We start from the raw sequence: 4,947 nt of genomic DNA, 5'->3' as shown, positions 1-4,947 counted from the left end.
GAACTCATGCGACGCGCTGTTCTCAGCTTCAATGCGACCAGCGAGCAGGCCAAGGTCGCGGGCCTCGTCGACAAACTGCGTGCGCCGAAGACGCCCGATCCGCTGAATGTCGCGCTCAGGCAAGTCGCCGAACGCGCCGCCGCTCGCGAGGCGCGGGACGCCGCACAAGTCGCCCGGGAAGCAAGCAAACGGACGCTGGCGGCGGAAAAGGCGGAGGATCTGGCTTTACCGGACACGTCTGCATCGGACGCTTCGGATGAAGACGCGTCGCTCTCGGGGCATTCCTGATTGGAGGCGTTTCAACTCGCCGATACCACTCGCGTAGTCACCGCCACAGCGATCGCACATGCGATTGCGCTGGCAACGGCGCCCCACGCAATATCGACGAAAACAAGCGACGTGCTCCAGCCCTTGAGCGTCGCGAGATTCGTCAGGTCGTACGTGGCGTATGCAACGATCCCGAACAACGCTCCGCTGATCAGTCCGCGCATGACGCTCTCTTCGGCTACGCCCGGCACGACACAAAAATAAACCAGCCCGACTATATAAATCACATAGAAGATGGCCGCAGCGCCGAAGTTCGGTTTAGGCAGCAGCAAGTCACCTATTTCACGCTGATAGATATTTCGCGAAACCACGCCGAGCCAGATGGCATCGAGGATCAGGAACACGACGGCGGTGGCCACAAAAGCAACAACTAACGTCTTTGACATGAGCAATCCGGTACGTTGAGCAAAGCGTGAAAGATATGTGATTTTCCGGACTCGAGCGCAAGGTGTACCGTAGTGGATGCGGTGCCTGTTAAGTCCGGTTTAAGCCGATGCATGGTTTAATGCACCGGCCCGGATGCAAAGACGAAAACCCGGCCTTGTCAGGTGCAAAAAAGCTCGCAACAAAGTGTATCGGCGAGCTTGCAATTACCGCGCCCGGCCCGACTTACCCGACGCGTGGCGCAACGAGCGCTGCGTTGGAGCAACTTTAAGCATGCGTTCAACAGATGTTGAACGTTGCAGCACGGCTCGCTGAGGGACCCGTCCCGAAGCAGCCGAATCAATTTTCAGGAGGAAACTCATGTCGCTTTTGGATTCCATCTCGCGCACCGTCAAGGGCCTGTTGAACGACGCCGCCGACACCGTGCAGGACCCGTCGCGAGACGCTCGTCAGATCGTGCGCGAACTCGACGACAGTATTGCGAAAGCCGAGAACTCGCTGATCGAAATCGAGGCGCAGGTCGCCACGCAGCAAAGCAAGCGCGATGTCGCCGCCGAAAAGGCCAAGAAGTACGAGGAAGGCGCGAAGCGCGCGCTGCAAAGCGGCGACGAAGCGCTCGCACGTGAAGCGCTGAGCGCGCAAGCCAACGCCGAATCCGAACGCGACGCACTGGCTGCCGAATTGACGACGCTGGTGCCATCGACGGATCATCTCAAGCAGCAAATCAACGACATGCGCCAGCGCCGCAACGAGCTCAATTCGCGCTCGAACATTTTGCAGGCGAAGCAGGAGATTGCGACTGCGAAAGACGTGGCCGCTACGGCGCTGGGCGGTATTGGCGGGAAGAACCTGTCAGAAGACTTTCAGAAGCTCGAAGACAAGGTGCAGCTATCAAACGCGCGTTCCGATGCCCGGCTGAACTCTGCCGATCAGAAGAGCGGCAAGGCGCTTGAAGACAAACTCGCAGCTCTCACTCGTGGACCATCGGTGGAAGATCGCCTCGAAGCGTTAAAGAAGCAGATGAACACGCCAGCGCAGTGACCAGGAAGTAGCGGCGCGAAACTTGCGCCGGTTTGACGAAGGGTATCGAACACCCTGCAGGACGCAGCGGCCGGTGAAATCATCGAGTCCGCTGCGGGCAACACTGGATATTGCATCGACATGTCGCACGAATGGAGACGGGTGCGAACGCCCCGGTCCGCTGATGAAAAAATATGTGGTGGCAATGGCTGCATCGCTGATGCTGGTTTCGGCTGCGGCGTTCGCCGTACCGAGCGCCGGCCAGATCGAGCAGTCGATGACGCAAGGCAACTGGGCTCAGGCCGACTCCCAGTTGAACGAAGTGATCCAGGCGCATCCGAACAATGCCAAGGCGCATTATCTGTATGCGCAGGTGCTGGACCGCGAAGGCCGTCCAGCCGATGCGCTCGCCCAGATTCAGCAGGCGAAGACGCTGGACCCCGCGATCAAGTTCACCGACCCGTCGCGCTTCAACGCGATGGAAGCGCGGATTCGCTCCGACGCGAACCGCGTGAATTCATCGTCCAATTTGGGTGGGCAGACGAACGAGCGGTCCACGGGTAATGCGGTGACATCGGTGACGCGCAATCCGTTTAACCAGGGCGCGGTTGCAGCACCTGAAAAACACGGCCCGTCCATGGGAATGTGGGTGTTGCTCGCGGTCGTGGTGGCCGGAATTGCGCTGGTGCTGCGATGGGGTCTGAAACGCGCGCGCTCGAACGAAGACGGTCAGGCCGATACCGATCGCCGCACGCAACTCAAACGCGCGACCGAACTGCTCAACGATGTCCGCTCGCTCAAGCTTGACGTGCGTTTATCGACGCAACCGGGTCACGAATCGATGCTGAAGGAAGTGGAAGGCATCGAGACGCAATTGCGACAGATGGTCGAAGCGCTGTCCAACTCGAAGAATCCTGTGCCGCCCTATGCGATCGAGGATTTGGCGAGTCAGATCGACAGCGTCAGGGCACGTTCGGAGGGACGGCCTGATCCGCGTGCAGCAGCGCCCGCGGCGAACGTCAACGACAACCAGTCGGTCTATGCGCAGGAAGCGGAGCGCTTCGGGCGCACGCCGCCGGGACAGCCGCCCTATTCGCCTTATCCGCAGCAACAGCCGCCGGTTGTCATTCAGCAAGGCGGCGGTGGTTTTGGCGGCGGGCTGGGAGGATTGCTGGGCGGCGTCCTGCTTGGTGAAGCGCTGTCCGGCGGCGGCCGGGAACGCGTGATCGAACGCGACGTGCCGGTGGACGTGGACGACGAATTGCGTCGCCGAGGTGGTGGCAACAACGGCGGCGGCCTTGACTTCGGCAATGGCTCCAACGACTGGAGCGATGGCGGCGGCGGCGTGGATCTCGGCAGCAACGATTCGGGCAACTGGGATAACAACAGCTAAGCGGATTGCAGCGCGCCAGACAAAAAGCGCGGGACGATACAAATCGTCCCGCGCTTTTATTTTATCCGCCGCCGAGAAACCTCAGCAACGCCCACAAGAACTTGAAAAACCCTACGACGAATTCCCAGATCCGTTCGAGTTGGTCCCAGCCGGCGACGTGCAGCAGCGTCGCCAGCATCATGTTTTACGGGCGCGATGAGAGTCGCGCGGTATTAGTGGAAAGCTCAAACTGGGTCGCAACTGCTTAAAAGGGTTCATGACCCGCATGATAGCCGTTGCGGTCCGCCTGTCCCAAAACCCAGGCGGCGCGGCTTCAGATCGTATTGCCGCCTTCCGGCTCGACCTCATCCGTCAACGCTTCTTCGAGCCGCTTGAAAATCCGCTTCGTAGCACCGCGAGCATGCAATGCGAACAGCAGGAGCGAACGGCCCGTCACCTGATACACGCCGCCTGAATCGAAGTCCTCGAGTTCTTCGCGGATCGGCGCATTGGTATCGATCAGGCAGCTCCACTGGTCGCTCCCCGGGATTTCGGGCAGCGTGTAATCCACGACATCGTGATGCGCGTTGACAACCAGCAACAACGTCGCATCCGATGCCGGGCGGCGTATACCGGTCGCCTGGGCCCGGCCATCGATAACCAGGCCGAAGCAGCGCATTGCCGGATCGTCCCATTGCTCGGGTGTTAGTTCATCGCCCGATGGGCTGAACCATTTGACGTCTGCGACCTGCAGGTCTTCGTGGAACTCGCCCGTCAGGAAACGCCCCCGGCGCAGCACCGGCAAGGTGTGACGCAAGGTCGTGAGCTTGCGCACGAAGTCGTTCAAGGCGCGGCCGTCTTCGTCGATATCCCAGTTGACCCAGCTTATGTCGTCGTCCTGGCAATACGCGTTGTTATTGCCCTGCTGCGTGCGGCCGAATTCATCGCCCGCGAGGATCATGGGCGTGCCCTGCGAGAACAGCAGCGTCGCCAGCATGTTGCGTTTCTGGCGTTCACGCAGTGCGCGGATTTCGGGATCATCGGTCGGGCCTTCGGCGCCGCAATTCCATGAGCGGTTATCCGAGCTTCCGTCTTTGTTGTCTTCGCCGTTCGCCTCGTTGTGCTTCTCGTTGTACGAAACGAGATCGTTTAACGTGAAGCCATCGTGCGCGGTGATGAAGTTGACGCTTGCCCACGGGCGACGCCCACGGTGGTTGAACTTGTCGCCCGAACCCGTGATGCGCGTGGCGAGTTCCGCCGCGACGCCCTCTTCGCCCTTCCAGAACTCGCGAACGGTATCGCGGAACTTGTCGTTCCACTCGGCCCAGCCCGGCGGAAAACCGCCGACCTGGTATCCGCCCGGACCGCAGTCCCACGGTTCGGCGATCAGCTTCACGCTCGAGAGAATCGGGTCCTGACGGCAACTGTCGAGGAAACCGCCGCCTTCATCGAAACCGTAGGGTTCACGGCCGAGAATGGTCGCCAGATCGAAGCGGAAACCATCGACATTCATCTCCGTCACCCAGTAGCGCAAGCTGTCGGTGACCATCTGCAGCACGCGCGGATGCGACAGGTTAAGCGTGTTGCCCGTGCCGGTATCGTTGATGTAGTAGCGCTTGTCATCCGGCAAGCGATAATACGAAGCGTTGTCGATACCCTTGAACGAGAGCGTCGGCCCGCGTTCATTGCCTTCGGCCGTGTGGTTGTACACGACGTCCAGGATCACTTCGAGTCCCGCTTCGTGGAAGCGGTCGATCATCTGCTTGAGCTCGGAAATAGCGCCCGGACCTTGCGCAAAAAAGCGCGGATCGGCGGCAAAAAAACCGATGGTGTTGTAGCCCCAG

Annotated in this window: 5 protein-coding genes; 3 read left to right on the top strand and 2 right to left on the bottom strand. The window is 60.3% G+C overall.

Going from position 1 to position 4,947, the window contains the following annotated elements:
- Positions 1–288, top strand: a 288-nt coding sequence (locus ACFFAR_RS24590; RefSeq protein ID WP_375508618.1) for a hypothetical protein, incomplete at its 5' end; no start/stop codon positions are given.
- 11 nt (positions 289–299) lie between these two features.
- Here ACFFAR_RS24590 and ACFFAR_RS24585 read toward each other — a convergent pair.
- A complete protein-coding gene (locus ACFFAR_RS24585) occupies positions 300–713 on the bottom strand; it encodes a DUF2177 family protein (protein WP_375508617.1) in 414 nt (137 codons plus the stop codon).
- A 358-nt stretch (positions 714–1,071) separates the two neighbouring features.
- Between ACFFAR_RS24585 and ACFFAR_RS24580 the strand changes: the two genes are divergently transcribed.
- Both ACFFAR_RS24580 and ACFFAR_RS24575 read left to right on the top strand, forming a co-directional pair.
- A complete protein-coding gene (locus ACFFAR_RS24580; RefSeq protein WP_075357862.1) occupies positions 1,072–1,752 on the top strand; it encodes a PspA/IM30 family protein in 681 nt (226 codons plus the stop codon).
- A gap of 163 nt (positions 1,753–1,915) precedes the next feature.
- Positions 1,916–3,124: a tetratricopeptide repeat protein gene (locus tag ACFFAR_RS24575; protein ID WP_174365332.1), complete on the top strand. Its 1,209-nt coding sequence runs from the start codon at positions 1,916–1,918 to the stop codon at positions 3,122–3,124.
- Positions 3,125–3,437: 313 nt separating this feature from the next.
- On the opposite strand, the gene glgX is transcribed toward ACFFAR_RS24575, so the two are convergent.
- Positions 3,438–4,947, bottom strand: a 1,510-nt coding sequence (glgX, locus tag ACFFAR_RS24570) for a glycogen debranching protein GlgX (protein ID WP_375508616.1), incomplete at its 5' end; no start/stop codon positions are given.

The sequence above is a fragment of the uncultured Caballeronia sp. genome, from assembly GCF_964243625.1.
In the GTDB taxonomy this organism is placed as follows: domain Bacteria; phylum Pseudomonadota; class Gammaproteobacteria; order Burkholderiales; family Burkholderiaceae; genus Caballeronia.
The sequence above is the reverse complement of the archived record's forward strand: the minus strand, read 5'-3'. Positions and strand labels throughout refer to the sequence as shown.